Here is a 14,410-nt window from a genome sequence, read left to right as displayed (position 1 = left end):
CAATAATTTGGTAAAATAAGTTTGTAAAAAGAATTTGACAATTTGGCAGTTGCTTGAAGGAGATACAGATGGCAGATAAATACACAGAAGAAGAAATTAACGCAATCAAGGACAAAATTCTTGGGGCGCTTGAAAATGTCATTGACCCAGAGCTTGGTATTGATATCATCAATCTCGGTTTGGTTTACGAGATCAGCTTTGAAGACAATGGTTTCACCGAAATTAAAATGACCTTGACGACAATGGGTTGTCCTTTAGCGGACTTATTGACCGAACAAATTCACGATGCCCTCAAAGAGGTTGAGGAAGTCGGCGAAATCAAAGTTAATTTGGTCTGGTACCCTGCTTGGACCGTGGATAAAATGTCCCGCTATGCGCGTATTGCGTTGGGAATCCGTTAAAAAAGAAATTCGTCTTACTGACGGATTTTTTTCGTAGAGAAATCACTGACGAAATCTCCTGGCAGCAGAAAAAATGCTGACGAAAGTTTACGTCAGCATTTTCTCTGACTCAAGTAGCAAATTTAAGTTAAAAATAAGCCTTTAGTCCGAGAACAAGCAAACATTTTTTTGATACAATAAGAGTATGAATAAAAAACTGAAAGCCGTCATCATTATTGAAATTTTTATTGTGCTAGGATTGATTTTTCGTGTCGTGCATACGCCCCATTTATGGATTTTTCTTGTTTTAACCGTAATTTTTGGCGTACTGGCTACTCGTTCACGCTCACGAGCTTGGCGCATCTTGAGTTTTATCTTCGGAGCAATTTCGGGGATGATTCTCTTTACAGTGAGCTGGTTTTGGCTAGCGATTATTTTTCCAGCTATTATGTGCATCATTTTTTGGAAAAATAATCCACGTGAGCAAGAAAGACAAGTCAATTTTGCCCACAATCTTTTTCAAAATCAAGCTGCTGAAACTTACAGTCAGACCAGTCAAAACAACGGAAATGATGTCATTGATCTTGACGATGTTGTTTTCAAACCAACAGGAAACAGCCTTTCTATCAAAAAAATGGCAGGAAATACCAAAATTATCGTTCCTGAGGATGTCGCCGTTGCCCTCGATTTGACAACGAACACCGGACTCATCAAGATTTTTAACGAAGCAACACAAATCAACGCCAGCAATGTCCACTATTTCAGTGAAAACCTTGACGAAGCACCAAAACGGATAAAAATTACCATCCGCGTAGACACAGGAAATATTGAGGTCGTGCAAGGATGAAAAAATCAATCTTCACCACCTTTTTAGCTGTTTTTAGTATCATTCTCGTCATGTATGTCCTACTTTTCACCCTGATGACAAGTGGACAAGCCTTCAATATTCTTCCCCTGAATTTGGGACAGTATCGTGGAAATATTTACGGGATTTGGATTTTAATATCAGTTGCAGGACTGCTTGCGCTGATTTTTACCTTGTTTAATCACCTTGAAAACATGACCATTCAACAACGTTTTCAAAAAGATATCCAACGCCTTGAAGAAAATCAAGCACCAAAAGCACCAGAATTACAAGCGGTTCACGAAAAAATCATGAAGATGTCCGCTGAGCTCCAAGAATTATCTAAACAAAAATCAGCAGACAAGGCCGAAATCATTGAAACAGAGCGCAAACGGATTTCCCGCGAACTTCACGATTCGGTCAGTCAAGAGTTGTTTGCCGCGACCATGATTTTATCCTCTGTTGCAGGTTCCACCCAAAGCCTAAGTAAAGAGCAAATTGAAACTCAAACTCAACTCGTTTTGAAAGTTTTGCATTCAGCGCAAAATGAGATGCGGGCGCTCTTACTTCATTTACGTCCCGTAGAACTAGACGGGAAACGTTTGTCTGAAGGGTTATCAGCACTCACTGACGAGTTGCAAGCGAAAATATCAGCAAATATCACCGTCAAACTGGCAGATATTGAAACGAGTCGTAACATCGAGGATAATCTTTTTCGTATGGCTCAAGAAATTCTCTCAAATACCCTGCGTCATGCCCAAGCTGACCACATCGAAGTGGCCTTGCGTGAAACATCGGGAAGTATTATCTTGAAAATTGCCGATGATGGGGTCGGTTTTGACACTTCAACAAGCGACAAAACAGCCAGTTATGGTTTAGCAAATATCAAAGAACGTGCGCTTTTATTGGGCGGAGATGCAAAAGTCATTTCTGCACCAAATGCTGGCACGACAGTAGAAATTATCATTCCCAAAGCAGCAACGCTTTAAAATTAAATCAAAAAATGAGAAATGTAGAGGAACAAATGGATAAAATTAAACTTCTGATTGTAGATGATCACCAGATGGTTCGACTTGGTTTGTCAAGTTTTATGAATATTCAACCCGACATTGAAGTTGTTGGTGAAGCTGCTGATGGAGAATCAGGATTTTTGAAAGCTGAAAAGCTCAACCCTGACGTGATTTTGATGGACTTGGTCATGGATCGTTTGGATGGCATTGGCGCCACCCAAAAAATTCTGGCCAAAAATCCCGATCGTAAAATTTTGATTTTAACTAGCTTTATTGATGATGAAAAAGTCTTTCCAGCCCTAGCAGCAGGTGCCAAAGGCTATATTTTGAAAACCTCTCAAGCTGCTGAAATTGCCTCAGCAATTCGCAAAGTAGCCAATGGTGAAGATGTCCTTTCTGACGCAGTCAGAGAAAAAATTGCCCAACAAAAGCACCGCAAACATGAGCTTTATGATGACTTATCCAAACGTGAACTCGAAGTTTTAAAAGTTCTCGCTACAGGTTTATCGAACCAAGAAATTGCGGATGAACTCTTTATCAGCCTAAAAACGGTCAAAACACACGTTTCTAATATTTTCAACAAACTTGAAGTTTCCGACCGAACCCAAGCCACGATTTACGCCATTCAGCATAATTTGGTCTAATAAGAGCCAAAAAGAATAACAATTTATGATATAATTTAAGAGAACAAAATAAATTTAGAATGAAAAATCATGGACAAATTATTAGAAAAAGCAAAGAAAATAAAAATTATTTTCTTTGATATTGACGATACACTGCGCCTGAAAGATCCAGCATTCATGCCTGAATCAATCAATGAAGTGTTTGAGAAATTGCGTGAAAAAGGGATTATGACTGGGATCGCAACCGGTCGAAATCTTTTTGGTGTGGTTCCTGAAGTGCGAGCGCTCAAGCCAGACTTTTACGTCGCGATTAACGGAGCTTATGTCGAAAATGCGCAGACTGAAGAAGTGATTTTTAAAAACACCTTCTCCAAAACGCTCATTGCTGAGATTATCAGCTGGCTTGAAACACAAAAGAGTGAGTATTCTTTTGTTTCAAGCGATAGTCTGCGCATTTCTAAGTGGACAGATGTGGCTGCAGAAGCAATCGGCCCAATTTATGCAGAACTTGCCGAAAGCCCTGATTATTACAAAACACATGATGTCTATCAAATGTTGACTGTTTCTGATCACGACGATCAGCTAGTTTTGCCTGAACATCTGAAAGATAAAATTCGCATGGTGCGCTGGCATCCGTACAGCTCGGACATTGTTCCTCAAGAAGGGTCCAAAGCGATTGGCTGTGAAAAAGTTTTAGATTTACTAGGCTTGACAGCAGAGAATATGATGAATTTTGGTGACGGACTCAACGATCGTGAACTCTTTGATTTTGCTGGCCTATCGGTAGCAATGGAAGTTTCTCATCCAGAAATTTTGGAAAAAGCAGATTATGTTACTGATCGTGTTGAAAACGACGGAATTTTGAAAGCTCTACAATTTTTAAAAATTATTGATTAAATAAAACCTAAAACTTACAAGAATGTAAGTTCATCCTCAAGCATTTATTGCTAAAATAGATTTAGAAAGAAAGGAGGGCAAATGACTGGGGCTTACTAAGTCATTTGTCCACTGAAATAATTATGACATACCCACAACTTGACTTGACAAACGCTAAAGGTACAACAGCAATCATCAACACAAATCACGGCAAAATGACTGTAAAACTTTTTGATGAGCTTGCGCCAAAAACAGTGAAAAACTTTATTGAACTTAGTAAACAAGGCTATTATGATGGTATTATTTTCCATCGTATTATCAAAGATTTCATGATTCAAGGCGGAGACCCAACAGGGACAGGAATGGGTGGTAGCTCAATTTACGGTGAAAAATTCGAAGATGAATTTTCAATGGATCTTTTCAACTTGCGCGGTGCTTTGTCAATGGCCAATGCAGGTCCAAACACCAACGGCAGCCAATTCTTCATCGTTCAAAACAAAAATCTCCCTTATCCAAAAGATTCTCTCGTTCAAGGGGGCTGGCCAGAAGAAGTGGCGGAAGTTTATACTCAAGGCGGCACACCACACCTTGACGGTCGTCACACTGTTTTTGGTCAATTAGCCACAGCAGAAAGCTATGAAGTGCTAGATGCCATTGCTGGCGTTCGAGTTGGGGCACAAGATAAACCAGTTGACGATGTTGTCATTGAATCAATTGAACTTATCGAGAAATAAAATGAAAGTTAAACGTCCAAAAATCGGCGACATCGTCGAAGTAGAAATTATCGGAATGCAAGATTACGGTGCTTTTGTTAAATTTCATCTCCCGCCGGTAACACCAAGTGCTGAGCATTTGAGTGGCGCAGATGTGGCTGAGGATGGAAAAATCGAGCAAAAAGGTTTGATTCATATCTCAGAAATCCAATCTGGCTATGTCAAAAGCATTCATGATATTGTGAAAACGGGGCAAAAAGTTAACGCTCAAATCATTGATATCGATGAATATAATGGCAAGATTAGTTTATCTATTCGGAGTTTGGAGAAAAATCCGCAAGTTCATCATATTTATCGCAAAAAACATTTTACCGACCCTAGAGATAAGATTGGCTTCAAAAGTTTGGCTAATTTGCTTGGACAGTGGGTTGAAGAAAACGAGGCTTATCTAAAAGAGCAGAAAAAATAGCCAAAAGTGAGGATTTTCTTTGAATGATAATGTATTAAGATACACCAAAAGAGTTTTTAATATCATCACCCTGCTTGGCTTTGTGGCGACAATTGTTGGTGGGGTCTATCTTTGGCGGCTTGGTGCCTTTCAAAATCAAGAGATTTTACAACAATTGATTGTCGCCCACCGGTTTTTAGGGCCGCTGATTTTCCTGTGTATGCAAGTATTGCAGGTGATTGTGCCTATTATCCCTGGGGGCATCACAATGGCAGCAGGCGTGATGATTTTTGGACCAGTTTGGGGCTTTGTCTATAATTATCTGGGCATTGCTGCTGGCTCTTTCATTCTGTTTCACTTTGGTCGTAAATATGGTTCGGCGCTGGCTAAAACTTTTGTCAAAGAAAAGACGTATAATAAGTACATGACTTGGTTTGACAAGGGACAAAAACGTTTTAATATTATTTTTGTCCTCTTGATTCTATCGCCAGTGGCGCCAGATGATGCCCTTGTTTTGATTGCAAGTCAGACAAAAATGAGTTGGAAATTTTTGATTTGGACAATTATTTTGTGTAAACCACTTCCTATTTTGCTTTACTCTTACTTGTTAATCTTTGGCGGAAGTTTTATTGGACATTTCTTGTAAAATACTGAAACGGTTTTCAGTATTTTTTTATGGAAATTTTCGTCAAGAAGCCCCTAAAAAAGCAAAAAAAATGTATAATAGAATGGATTTATAATTTCTAGCGAGAACGTAAAAATTCTGCGAAGTTTAAAGACGAGAAACTGACTGGAGCTAGTTTTGAAAAATAAGAAAACAAATAGATTTTCATTTGATTCACGTATTGATTACGGGTTGATTTTGCCCGCTTTTATGCTAATTTTGATTGGCTTATATGCCCTCTATGTTGCGGTGACGCATGATCACCCTGACCAAGCAACACAAATGCTTGTGGGGCAAGGAACCTGGATTGTTGTCGGAATTTTTCTGGCTTTTATTGTCATGCATTTGGATTCACGTTTTTTGTGGACATTGACGCCTGTTTTTTATGGTTTGGGCTTAGTTTTGATGGTGCTACCGATTTTCTTCTATAATGAGGCGACTTACCTTTCAACAGGGGCGAAAAACTGGCTGGCTTTTGGTGGGCGAAATCTTTTTCAGCCTTCTGAATTTATGAAAATTGCTTATATTCTTTTTTCGGCCCGGATTGTCGTGACTTTCCAAAATAAACTTAAAAATCGAATTTTGAAAGATGATTTTCGTCTGATTGGGCTGTTAATTTTGGCTACGGTACCTGTTGCGGTGCTGGTTGCTTTGCAACATGACTTTGGGACTTTCTTGGTGTTTGCGGCAATTTTTGCTGGGATTGTGCTGGTTTCGGGAGTTTCTTGGAAAATTCTTGGCCCTGCCTTTTTGGCGGTGGTTGCTGTCGGAGCTGGTGTTATTGCTTTGGTCGCGTCACCAGAAGGGCAAAAATTTTTGGAAAGCACGAGTTTTGCTCAGTATCAGGTCAATCGGTTTATCGCTTGGCTTCATCCTTTTGAGAATGCTCAAACCTTTAGTTTACAACAGGCGCGCTCTTTGATTTCGGTCGGAATTGGTGGACTTTGGGGGCATGGACTTGGGGTTGCTAATATCAATGTGCCGGTTCGTGAATCGGATATGATTTTTACAGTCATTGCTGAGGATTTTGGTTTTGTTGGTTCTGCTTTCTTGATTTTCCTTTATTTCATGTTGATTTATCGGATGATTCGAGTGACTTTCAAATCAAATAATCAGTTTTACACGTATATCTCAACGGGAATTATCATGATGATTCTCTTCCACGTTTTTGAAAATATTGGTGCGGCCATTGGGGTTGTACCTTTGACTGGGATTCCGCTGCCTTTTATCTCTCAAGGGGGATCGGCTTTGATGTCAAATATCATCGGCTTGGGCTTGGTCTTGTCAATGAAATACAACCAGTTGCCTGATTTCGCTCGTGTTCGCGCACAAAGTCAAGTTAAAATGAATAAACCTGTTCAATCAAAAGTTACTCCTAACAATAGTCGAAAAACGCGCGCAAAAAATAAACGTTAAAATCTGCGGACTTTTTGAGAGATTGTGCTAAAATGAAAGTGTAATCTAATCAGAATGAGGAGTGGCTTAAAAATGAAATATGCAGTAAGATATGATTCACGTGGTGGGAATACAAAAGCAGTTGCGGATGTTATCGCCAAAAAGCTAGGTGTTAAAGCCCTTCGGACATTTGAACCTCTTGATGAAGAAGTGGATGTTCTGTTCGTGGGTGGTGGGGTTTGGTTCAATGCCCCAAGTAAAGCACTGAAAGAGTTTCTTGCAGATTTAGAGGCATCCAAAGTTAAAGAGATTGTTGCTTTTGGAACGGCTGAGTTCTCGGCGGCAACGATTAAAAAAATTGGTCTTGTTGCCCGCGCCAAAGGCATCAAGTTTAATGAACACTCCTTGCTTTTAAAGTTGGGCTATCAAGGATTTTCACTCTTTGCCCCTGCTGGCGGTGACCTCAAAGCTGACCAAATCAAAAAAGTTGAAGAATTTACTGACGTAATTATTAAAAAATAAGAGAAATCACTGACGGAAAGTCAAAAAGAAGGTTGAAAGACTCAATTTTCTTCTTGCTTTTACGTCAGTGATTTTTCTTTTTGGTTCAGGGAGGTTTTGCTTGTTAACATTTGATGTTAAGCGTTTCCGAATTTTGCAATTTGATGAACGAAGTGGTAGAATGAAAACGAGAAAAAGTCTCAGATAAAATGATTGCCTGAAACGACAACCTTTAATAAAAAGGAGAGAAAAAATGCGTGCAGCACGTTTTTATGATCGTGGAGATATCCGCGTGGAAGAAATCGACGAACCAGAGGTAAAAGCTGGTCAAGTTGGTATTGATGTCGCTTGGTGCGGAATTTGTGGGACAGACCTTCATGAATTTTTAGATGGCCCTATTTTTTGTCCATCAGCCGAACACCCTAATCCGATAACAAAAGAAGTCCCACCCGTTACACTTGGGCATGAAATGTCAGGTGTTGTAAGTAGTGTTGGAGCTGGTGTCACTTCGGTGAAAGTTGGAGACCACATTGTCGTAGAACCTTATATTGTTCCGGAAGGAACTGATACGAGTGAAAATGGACACTATAATCTTTCTGAAGGGTCAAACTTTATTGGTCTTGGCGGGAATGGTGGTGGACTTGCCGAAAAGATTGCTGTGGATGAGCGTTGGGTACATAAGATTCCTGATGATCTCCCCCTTGATGAAGCTGCTTTGATTGAACCACTCTCTGTAGGTTATCATGCGGTAGAGCGTGCCAATCTTGCTGCAAATAGTACCGTTCTTGTTGTTGGAGCAGGTCCAATTGGCCTTTTGACAGCTGCTGTTGCTAAGGCCCAAGGTCACACGGTAATTATCAGTGAACCAAGCAGCCTTCGTCGTCAAAAAGCCCAAGAAGTGGAAGTTGCTGATTATTTCTTTAACCCGATAGAAGACAACATTCTTGAAAAAGTACATGAAATCAATGCTGCAGGCGTTGACGCGGCCTTTGAATGTACTTCTGTTCAAGCAGGATTTGATGCGTGTCTGGATGCGATTCGTATGGGTGGAACAATTGTGGTTGTTGCGATTTGGGGCAAGCCTGCCAGTGTTGATATGGCAAAATTGGTCATCAAAGAAGCCAATTTGCTAGGAACGATTGCTTACAATAATACCCATCCCAAAACGATTGATCTTGTGGCAACAGGCAAGATTAAATTAAGTCAATTTATTACAAGCAAGATTGGTTTGGATGATTTGATTGATAAAGGTTTTGATACATTGATTCACCATAATGAAACAGCGGTCAAAATTCTTGTTTCACCAACAGAAAAAAGTTTATAAAAATTTATCCATATCTAAAAGGAGAGAAAAAATGTCTAAAGTTGCAGTAGTTACTGGTGCGGGTCAAGGGATTGGCTTTGCCATTGCTAAACGTTTGTACAATGACGGATTTAAAGTTGCCATTGTGGATTACAATGAGGAAACTGCTCAAAAAGCAGCCGCTGAATTGGGCGAAAATGCTTTTGCGGTCAAAGCTGATGTGTCTGATCGTGAACAAGTGATTGCAGCCCTTGATGCTGTTGTTGAAAAATTCGGTGATTTGGATGTCATGATTAACAATGCTGGTGTCGCACCAACAACACCAATTGAAACCATCACACCTGAACAATTCCATAAAGTTTACGAAATCAACGTCGGCGGTGTGCTTTGGGGAACCCAAGCTGCCACAGCTATTTTCCGTAAATTGGGCCATGCTGGTAAAATCATCAATGCCGCTTCACAAGCTGGTGTTGTCGGAAATCCAAACCTCATGCTTTACAGCTCATCTAAGTTTGCTATCCGCGGGATGACTCAAATCACCGCTCGTGATTTGGCTGAGGAAGGAATTACAGTCAATGCTTACGCACCTGGTATCGTTAAAACGCCAATGATGTTCGACATCGCTCACCAAGTCGGCAAAAATGCTGGTAAAGATGACGAATGGGGGATGCAAACATTTGCCAAAGACATCGCGCTTAAACGTTTGTCAGAACCAGAAGATGTGGCTAACGCCGTGGCCTTCCTTGCTGGAAGCGACTCTAACTACATCACTGGGCAAACGCTTATCGTAGATGGCGGAATGCAATTCCATTAAAATTAAAAAAAGCTGTCAAGTTTTTGCCTTGACAGCTCTTTTTAAAATATGTTATACTGAAGTCAATCATATGAACGAGGTAAGGTCTATTGAAAATCTAAGTGACGAACTTTAAAAACAGTCGAGAATCGAGTGTTTTTGTTGTGTTCACAACTTAGAAAAGATAGGCTTTTGTGATTTTTTTAATTCGGCGCTTTGTCGAAATTTAAAAGCTCAGACGCTTTTCACCTAAGTTGTGAAAGGCGTTTTTATTATAAAGGAGAACTTTCATGAATCAAAAACAAAAAGAAATGCAAGCAAGATTAGAACAAATTAAGAAAAACAAACCGCAATTTGCTGGAAAAAATGCTGACGGAATGTCTGCAGTGAAAGCAACCAAGCAAAATCAACACGGGGCAAAAATCAATGCGCCAAGGAAAGCGGGAATTTGAGTTAAATAACTCAAGCAAATTTCTTAATGCTCAGAAGTAAGAGGAGAAAGAAATGTCAAACATTGAATTTAAAGATTTAACATTTGGATATGATGAAAATTTAATTTTTGATCATGCCCAAATCAATATTGATGACCGCTGGAAACTGGGTCTTGTCGGTCGAAATGGTCGTGGAAAATCCACACTCTTGAAGATTTTACGAGGCAAAATTAAAACAGAAAATACAATCATCAGTCAGAAAAACTTTACATATTTTCCACAAATACTGACGGAAACGAGAGAAAATGCTGACGTAAGTTCCAAAAGCTCAGAGAAAATGCTGACGGATTTGTCAAACCTGACTTTTTATCTTTTGGATGACTTGTCCGAGCAAGAGTTAGAACAATGGAAGCTCGAACGAGAACTTAGTCTGCTCCATGTTGATTTAGAGGTGCTTTGGCGACCTTTTTCAGCCCTTTCTGGTGGTGAGCAAACCAAGTGTTTGCTGGCACTTTTGTTCTTGGATGAGACAAATTTTCCATTGATTGATGAACCGACGAATCATTTGGATATCGAAAGCCGAACGCAAGTTGCCAACTATCTCAAACGTAAATCTGGCTTTATTGTTGTCTCGCATGACCGTGGCTTTTTAGATGCCGTCTGTGACCACACCTTAGCCATTGAGCGGCGTCAGCTCAAGCTCTATCAAGGAAATTTCTCAGTCTATGAGCAAGAGAAAAAACGGCGAGATGACTTTGAAATCCTTCAAAACGACAAATTACAAAAAGATATTTCCAGATTGAAACAAACCGCACTAGAAAAACGTGATTGGAGCAATCAACGTGAAAATGTAGCGGGCGCGACATTTGTGGATAAAAAAGTAGCCAAAAAACAAAATCAGCGTGCCAAATCAATGGAAAAAAGATTGACCAAAACGCTTTCTGAAAAAGAAGAATTGCTCCAAAACATTGAGAAAATTGAATCCTTGACCCTAAATTTTCAACCGTTGCACCATAAAACCTTGCTGCAATTTGAAAATTTTGCTCTCGCATTTTCGGACAAATTGCTTTTTCAAGAGATTAATTTTAATCTGAAAAAGGGACAAATTGTAGCGCTCACTGGTGCCAATGGTCGTGGGAAATCCAGCATTCTCAAGGCTTTACAAGGCAAGTTTGAGGGACAACAAAAAGGAAGCGTACAAATGGCCCAAGGCATTCACGTCTCCTATGTCCGTCAAATCTATGATAATCGTGGCTTACTCAAAGATTTTGCTCAAGAAAATCAACTTGATTACGAAACTTTTCTGGCCAACTTACGAAAGCTCGGTATGGAGCGTCATGTTTTTGATCAAACGATTGAAACCATGAGCCAAGGGCAGCAAAAAAAGGTTGAATTGGCTCGCAGTCTTTCAGAGAATGCCCAACTTTACCTCTGGGATGAACCACTCAACTACTTGGATGTTTTTAATCATGACCAAATTGTGCAACTCCTCAAAACCATTCAACCGACTATGCTAATTGTCGAACACGACCAAAGTTTTATCTCAGAAGTAGCCACCGCCACAATCCATCTTCAAGCCCCAAATTAATAAAATTAAAGTTGAGTGATTTCACTCAACTTTTTTAGAATACTATCTGCTATAATGGTTTAATGAATGTAAAAAAACAAATTTTTAAAGGGACATTATATGCTATTGTCGCGGGCTGTATGTGGGGAATTTCGGGCATCTTTGGCCAACTTTTTTTCCGCGATTATCACGGAAGTCCACTGTGGATTACCTCAACACGTTTGGTGATTGCGGGCGTGATTTTGCTGACGATGTCTTTCAGTCGTGATCGTAAACATTTTTTTGATGTCTGGAAATCAAAGAAAAATATGCCTGTTCTTTTTCTCTATGTCTTTGGTGGCGTTTTTTCTGTCCAATATTTTTATTATACTGCGATTCAATTGTCTAATAGTGCTACGGCGACAATTTTACAGTATACAGCACCCGTTTTTATTATGCTTTATTTACTCATTTTTCGCAGACAGTTACCAAAACCTAAATCCGTCCTCTTTGTCATTTTGGCAATGGCAGGTGTTTTTTTGTTGATTACTAATGGAGACATGAGCCATTTAGCAATTAGCCCTCTGGCCATCCTTTCTGGCTTACTTTCAGCTGTTGCAGTGGTGGTTTACTCGATTGTACCTCGTCCTTTACTCGACAAATATGGGGCGCTTAACATGACAGGTTGGGGGATGATGCTTGCAGGAATTGCCAGCAATATTTTCTATCCTATTTGGCACATTACTTTTCATGTGGAGCCGTTGGCCATTTGTTATGTACTGACGATTTCTATCGTCGGAACAGCGCTAGCTTTTCTCTTTCTTTTGCGTGCCTTCCAATTGATTTCTCCGCTTGTAGTCTCCGTTGCAACTGCAACAGAACCCTTGACCTCTGTTTTTGTCAGCATCCCATTGTTTGGATTAAAGTTAACTGGGATTGCGCTTTTTGCGATTGTCCTTGTCATCGTATCGGTCATTTTGTTGTCGCGGTCTGAGCAGGGGTAATTTATGGAAAAAATTTACTTACCGATTACCGTTAAAAGAAACACGGCTGTATGGCTAGGTTTTTGGATTTTTGAACTTTTCATTGGAGCTTATCTTTTTTGGATGTTAAAAAGTTTTCGGATACTCGATTTTGGTTTGTATCTTTGGCTGACAATAATGTTAGTGACTGTGGTTGCTTTATATCTGGTTTATTTTCTGATTCGTCACAGTCGGGCAAACTTGCTGATTTTGGACGAAAATGAAATTTGCTTACGGGCATTTCCACAGGAAGTGAGTGTAAAATGGACGGACATTTCCGCCATTTTCATGGAGAAAAAATCTATTTTTATTGCTGTCGAAATACCAGAGACGGCGGTATTCAAAAAAACACATTGGTTTGAAAAATTTAGCATCAAAGCCAAAATCAAGGAGAAATACGGCTTACATCTAGTTATGAGCATTCCAGGGATTTTGTTGGATGAGTCAGTTATCGAGCTGGCGATAATCTTGGAAGAAATTTGGGCAGAAAAGAATGCCGGAAGCAACAAAAGCTTGCTCACCGAAAAGCTGCTGGAGGAAATCACTCCCGTCAAAAAGAAGAAGCGTCCCTTGCAGAGAGTACTGCTTTATGTAGGCATCCTTTTTGTCAGTTTTTTTGGACGACAGGCTATGGAGAAGTTTAAAAGCGCCTTTTTTGTGCAAGACCGCAAGGTTTACTACGTGGTTAATCAAGACACGAAAAAAATGGAATTTGCCTTTGCCACTGATGGATTGAAATATAACGTTGACCCATTTGCTGAGATTGTCCGCGATGATTCTCTAAATCATTCGAAAAAACCGCAGATGACTAAGCGAGAATTTGACAGAGTTCAAGATTTGTCTTATCAAAAAAAGCTTGAAATAGGACAGGGTTTTACTTGGGTTCCTGTCAAACAGCCTGTTCTTTGGCGCCTAGAATTTGATTTTAAAAAATCAGAGCAAATCGAGCAGACAGGATTTTTGACGCTGACTAAACTTCACAAAGCTTTGTTCAAAGATTACTTTGAAGGACAAATGTCCAAAGACAAAAAGCCGGCAATACCTGTCAAGATTTACGAAGCTCAATGAGTGGACAGTTGAGCCATTATTTTCTCAATGGAAAGTTATTGTTTCCGATTTGACAGGCCGTAATCAACGAAAAGAAATTGCTGGAGAATGAAGTTTAAATTGAATTTCGAGTTATGGGATATGGTATAATGAGTAACATGGACTACGAAAATTATATTTGGGATTTAGGCGGAACTTTGCTGGATAATTATGAAAGTTCTAGCCATGCTTTTGCGGCAACGCTCTGGGAGTTAGCAGAGCGCGTGGTTTTGCACGAGGAAGTTTACAATGCTTTAAAAATTTCAACAGCGTGTGCTGTGGAGAAATTCGCAAGCGATATTCCCAATTTTTTGGTTGAATACAAGCGTCTGGAAGCAGAAGTTTTGGAAAAACCTATTCTTTTTGACGGGGCACAAGAAGTGCTGAGTACAATCGCAGCTGCGGGGCGAAAAAATTTCATGATTTCGCATCGCAATAATCAGGTGCTGACGATTTTATCGGCGGCAAAAATTGAGCCTTATTTTACAGAAGTTGTCACTAGCGATAACGGCTTTCCGCGCAAACCAGCACCCGTTTCGATTCAATATTTATTGGAAAAATATGCCTTGGATCCTCAAAAAACGGTGATGATTGGCGATAGAGCGCTTGACATTGAGGCTGGTCTCGCAGCGGGAGTGGCGACAATCTTTTTTGACAGTTCCGTCAGTGATTTTTCTGCGGATCAAAAATCCGTCAGTAAGATTAAAGCTGATCATACCATTCACGGTCTTCGAGAGATGCTTTAAGTCCCTTACACTTTTAAAATGAACAAGAA

General features: G+C 39.9%; 17 protein-coding genes. All 17 read left to right on the top strand.

Annotated features, from left to right (window positions below; translation table 11 throughout):
• Positions 1–68 precede the first annotated feature (68 nt).
• The 17 genes from EQJ87_RS02880 to EQJ87_RS02805 all read left to right on the top strand — a co-directional run bounded on the left by EQJ87_RS02880 (position 69) and on the right by EQJ87_RS02805 (position 14,381).
• Positions 69–401, top strand: a complete 333-nt coding sequence (locus EQJ87_RS02880) for a metal-sulfur cluster assembly factor (protein ID WP_130123246.1) — start codon at positions 69–71, stop codon at positions 399–401.
• A gap of 184 nt (positions 402–585) precedes the next feature.
• Positions 586–1,227: a cell wall-active antibiotics response protein LiaF gene (liaF, locus tag EQJ87_RS02875; protein WP_190289027.1), complete on the top strand. Its 642-nt coding sequence runs from the start codon at positions 586–588 to the stop codon at positions 1,225–1,227.
• On the top strand, positions 1,224–2,213 hold the full coding sequence (locus tag EQJ87_RS02870) for a sensor histidine kinase (RefSeq protein ID WP_130123245.1): 990 nt from the start codon (positions 1,224–1,226) through the stop codon (positions 2,211–2,213). The genes liaF and EQJ87_RS02870 overlap by 4 nt, the downstream gene beginning before the upstream one ends.
• A gap of 35 nt (positions 2,214–2,248) precedes the next feature.
• Positions 2,249–2,878 carry a response regulator gene (locus EQJ87_RS02865; RefSeq protein WP_130123244.1) on the top strand — a complete coding sequence of 210 codons (630 nt, stop codon included), beginning with the start codon at positions 2,249–2,251 and terminating at the stop codon, positions 2,876–2,878.
• 69 nt (positions 2,879–2,947) lie between these two features.
• Entirely contained in the window at positions 2,948–3,754 is an 807-nt protein-coding gene (locus EQJ87_RS02860) for a Cof-type HAD-IIB family hydrolase (protein WP_130123243.1), read from the top strand.
• 122 nt (positions 3,755–3,876) lie between these two features.
• Positions 3,877–4,467: a peptidylprolyl isomerase gene (locus EQJ87_RS02855; protein ID WP_130123242.1), complete on the top strand. Its 591-nt coding sequence runs from the start codon at positions 3,877–3,879 to the stop codon at positions 4,465–4,467.
• Position 4,468: 1 nt separating this feature from the next.
• Positions 4,469–4,915 carry a S1 RNA-binding domain-containing protein gene (locus tag EQJ87_RS02850; RefSeq protein ID WP_190289026.1) on the top strand — a complete coding sequence of 149 codons (447 nt, stop codon included), beginning with the start codon at positions 4,469–4,471 and terminating at the stop codon, positions 4,913–4,915.
• Between the two features lie 19 nt (positions 4,916–4,934).
• Positions 4,935–5,540: a TVP38/TMEM64 family protein gene (locus EQJ87_RS02845; protein WP_130123241.1), complete on the top strand. Its 606-nt coding sequence runs from the start codon at positions 4,935–4,937 to the stop codon at positions 5,538–5,540.
• A gap of 156 nt (positions 5,541–5,696) precedes the next feature.
• Complete coding sequence (locus tag EQJ87_RS02840) at positions 5,697–6,974, top strand: FtsW/RodA/SpoVE family cell cycle protein (RefSeq protein ID WP_130123240.1); 1,278 nt, start codon at positions 5,697–5,699, stop codon at positions 6,972–6,974.
• A 72-nt stretch (positions 6,975–7,046) separates the two neighbouring features.
• On the top strand, positions 7,047–7,475 hold the full coding sequence (locus EQJ87_RS02835; protein WP_130123239.1) for a flavodoxin family protein: 429 nt from the start codon (positions 7,047–7,049) through the stop codon (positions 7,473–7,475).
• Between the two features lie 232 nt (positions 7,476–7,707).
• Complete coding sequence (locus EQJ87_RS02830; protein WP_130123238.1) at positions 7,708–8,778, top strand: 2,3-butanediol dehydrogenase; 1,071 nt, start codon at positions 7,708–7,710, stop codon at positions 8,776–8,778.
• A gap of 31 nt (positions 8,779–8,809) precedes the next feature.
• Positions 8,810–9,571, top strand: coding sequence for a (S)-acetoin forming diacetyl reductase (locus EQJ87_RS02825; RefSeq protein ID WP_130123237.1), 762 nt, complete (start codon positions 8,810–8,812; stop codon positions 9,569–9,571).
• A gap of 269 nt (positions 9,572–9,840) precedes the next feature.
• Positions 9,841–10,002: a hypothetical protein gene (locus tag EQJ87_RS11510; RefSeq protein WP_190289025.1), complete on the top strand. Its 162-nt coding sequence runs from the start codon at positions 9,841–9,843 to the stop codon at positions 10,000–10,002.
• A 52-nt stretch (positions 10,003–10,054) separates the two neighbouring features.
• A complete protein-coding gene (gene abc-f, locus EQJ87_RS02820) occupies positions 10,055–11,569 on the top strand; it encodes a ribosomal protection-like ABC-F family protein (protein WP_130123236.1) in 1,515 nt (504 codons plus the stop codon).
• A gap of 62 nt (positions 11,570–11,631) precedes the next feature.
• Entirely contained in the window at positions 11,632–12,531 is a 900-nt protein-coding gene (locus EQJ87_RS02815) for a DMT family transporter (RefSeq protein ID WP_130123235.1), read from the top strand.
• A 3-nt stretch (positions 12,532–12,534) separates the two neighbouring features.
• Entirely contained in the window at positions 12,535–13,617 is a 1,083-nt protein-coding gene (locus EQJ87_RS02810) for a hypothetical protein (RefSeq protein ID WP_130123234.1), read from the top strand.
• Between the two features lie 137 nt (positions 13,618–13,754).
• Positions 13,755–14,381, top strand: coding sequence for an HAD family hydrolase (locus EQJ87_RS02805; RefSeq protein ID WP_130123233.1), 627 nt, complete (start codon positions 13,755–13,757; stop codon positions 14,379–14,381).
• Positions 14,382–14,410: the final 29 nt, after the last annotated feature.

Source organism: Lactococcus sp. S-13 (assembly GCF_004210295.1).
Taxonomy (GTDB): Bacteria; Bacillota; Bacilli; order Lactobacillales; family Streptococcaceae; genus Lactococcus.
Note: the sequence above shows the minus strand (reverse complement) of the source record. Positions and strands in the feature narration are given on the sequence as shown.